Origin of the sequence: Vibrio sp. V42_P2S4T144 (assembly GCF_009904715.1) — a bacterium.
Classification (GTDB): domain Bacteria; phylum Pseudomonadota; class Gammaproteobacteria; order Enterobacterales; family Vibrionaceae; genus Vibrio; species Vibrio alginolyticus.
Map to the genome: position 1 here is coordinate 1 of NZ_WXWS01000458.1, position 2,679 is coordinate 2,679.

3 protein-coding genes are annotated in these 2,679 nt (G+C 42.6%); all 3 read left to right on the plus strand.

Features of this window, described 5'->3' with window-relative positions; all coding sequences use genetic code 11:
- Window positions 1-203 precede the first annotated feature (203 nt).
- The 3 genes from CAG68_RS15395 to CAG68_RS15405 all read left to right on the plus strand — a co-directional run bounded on the left by CAG68_RS15395 (window position 204) and on the right by CAG68_RS15405 (window position 2,660).
- A complete protein-coding gene (locus CAG68_RS15395) occupies window positions 204-1,514 on the plus strand; it encodes a TolC family outer membrane protein (RefSeq protein ID WP_017635971.1) in 1,311 nt (436 codons plus the stop codon).
- A 2-nt stretch (window positions 1,515-1,516) separates the two neighbouring features.
- A complete protein-coding gene (locus CAG68_RS15400; RefSeq protein ID WP_005377354.1) occupies window positions 1,517-2,131 on the plus strand; it encodes an OmpA family protein in 615 nt (204 codons plus the stop codon).
- A gap of 175 nt (window positions 2,132-2,306) precedes the next feature.
- Window positions 2,307-2,660 carry a DUF2750 domain-containing protein gene (locus CAG68_RS15405; protein WP_005377352.1) on the plus strand — a complete coding sequence of 118 codons (354 nt, stop codon included), beginning with the start codon at window positions 2,307-2,309 and terminating at the stop codon, window positions 2,658-2,660.
- Window positions 2,661-2,679 lie beyond the last annotated feature (19 nt).

The window sequence follows — 2,679 nt, forward strand, 5'->3', positions numbered from 1 at the left end:
TCTTTAATTTGAGATCTTAATTCAAGTTTTAGGCAGATTTAGTAGGTTGATTTATCAAAATTGAAACAAATGAACAGCGAATCAACAGGTTACTTCATCGCATATTAATGTTATTGTGCGCTAAATTATTGACGCCCTTATAAGTATTCCACTTATAAGCCCTATCACCTCGAGAATTTTTACCATTATCTAGGAGAATCACAGTGAAGTGGACTCGTGCCAACGCCTTTTGTATTGGTATGTTCACCGCTAGTCATGCGTTTGGGCAAACGCTAGAGCAAGCGGTTGAAAACACATTAAAAACCAATCCTGACATCAAAAGTGCGTTCAATGAATTCGTTAGCAAGCAGTATGTGAATGAAGCATCTGGTGGTGCTTACCTCCCATCCGTAGACTTAGATGCCGGTATCGGTTACGAAGGAATCAAACCCGCAGAGTCAGGGCGAGATTCAACCGATCTGACAAGAAAAGAAGCCACCGTGACACTAACCCAGCTAATATGGGATGGCTCAGCGACACTTAATGATATGGATCGAACAGCAGCTGATGCTGAATCGGTACGTTATCAACTTCTAGCTGATGCCCAAGACACCGCTCTAGAGGTCGCGAAAGTTTATTTAGACTCAGTAAAAGCTTATGAAATTCTTACACTTTCCGAGAATAACTTGAAAGTGCATAAGAAGATCTATGAAGACATTAAAAAGCGAGTTAACTCAGGTATCGGTTCTACAGCAGACCTAACCCAGGTAGAGGCTCGTTTAGCAAAGGCTCATGGTAACTTGGTGGCAGCTCAGAACAACTTATATGACAGCCACACCACCTTTACACGCCTTGTCGGACAGTCACCACAAGGATTGATTTTCCCAAGAGCGGACCAAAACTTTATTCCCTACACCATCGATGAAGCGATTGACTTGGCATTCGAGTCACATCCAGTAATCAAAATTTCGGTAGCTGATGTGGACTCTGCAAAGTTCCAATACAAGCAATCTAAGGGAACTTACTACCCAACGATATCGGTAGAAGCGGCTCAAACATGGCGTGATGATGCAAGCGGTATCGAAGGAAGCAGCGAAGAGACAACAGCAATGTTACGTATGCGTTACAACCTCTTTAACGGTGGTAGTGACGTAGCCAACGCTGAAAGTTTTGCCTACCAACTAAATAAAGCAAAAGACCTAAGAGAACGTGCATACCGCCAAGTAGAAGAAGGTCTTCGTCTATCTTGGAGTGCGTTAGATTTAACACTTCAACAAAAAGAGTTCCTAGCGGATCACGTAGATTCGGCCTCAGAAACTGTCATCGCCTACGAAAAGCAGTATCGCATTGGGAAACGCACTCTGTTGGACTTGTTAAATACTGAAAACGAACTTTTCGAAGCGAGAAAGAACTACTTGGATGCTCGATACTCAGAGCAGTACGCCAAGTACCGCGTTATGAACGCGACTGGCCAATTGTTAAATGCCTTGCGTGTCGATGTACCTACAGAATGGAATGAAAAGGTGGAGTACTGATCATGAAACCAGTGAAGATTCTATTTGCATTGGGTATGCTCGCCATCACTCAACACGTTGTTGCTGAAGACGAATATGAGTATCGTCCTGTACCAAATGCAGAACAAATAGCAGATTTGCAAGATGACGATAACGATGGTGTCATCAATGCTCGAGATATGTGCCCAGGTACACCTGAAGGCTCAGAGGTCGACAACGACGGTTGTGGAGAATACATTAAAGCATCAGATAACATGCAAGTGCGGATACTTTTTGCTAACGACTCTGATGAGATCAATCCAGTCTTCAGAAGACAAGTCCGAGAGCTTTCCGACTTTTTAAAAGAGTACCCTACTACTTCGATAGAGCTGCACGGCTATGCTAGTAAAGTTGGTGGTTCAAAGCATAACCAAGATCTTTCTGAAAGACGAGCACGCAATGTCCGTGAAGCCCTACTAAGCTACGACATCGAACCGAGTAGAGTCCGCATTGTTGGTTTTGGTGACACTCACTTAGCACAGCAAGGGACCGATGAAGTCAGCCATGCTTTAAATCGTCGAGTAACCGCATCAGTCGTTGGTTACAAAGGCGAGATAAAAAGAGAGTGGACAATATTCACAACTCTTCCAGAAAGGTAAAGTACCTGTTTTTGTTTGCTCTGCAAGCACAAAGCAAACAAAAACGAGTGAATACTTAACCTCAGAAAAGGAGCTTCGGCTCCTTTATTTTTACTCATTTCGACAACCGTATTATGCTTTAGGAATCGGCACTTTAGTGTTACTCTAGCCACGTCATAACAACGAGAGTTTTGAAATGAGCAAACTTACATCAGATATCCAAGCGAACCTTGACCTTTTTGTTGCAGAAACGAAAGAAAACCAATTGGTTTGGGGTTTACGCAATGAAGAAGGTTGGCTATCTTGCGATTCAACTGAATTCGAAAACAGCGAAGTCATGCCTTTCTGGTCTTCTAAAGAAGATGCAGAAGCACATAATGTTGAAGAATGGGCAGATTTTACTGTACTAGAAATCCCATTAGATATCTTTGTTGAAGATTGGCTTTTGACTCTTGCTGAAGATGGTGTTCTTGTTGGAACTAACTGGAACGATCAGTTAGAAGGCAAAGAAATGGAGCCTCAAGATCTAGCAAAGCTTTACATTGATTAAAGATTTCTGACCTCAACTT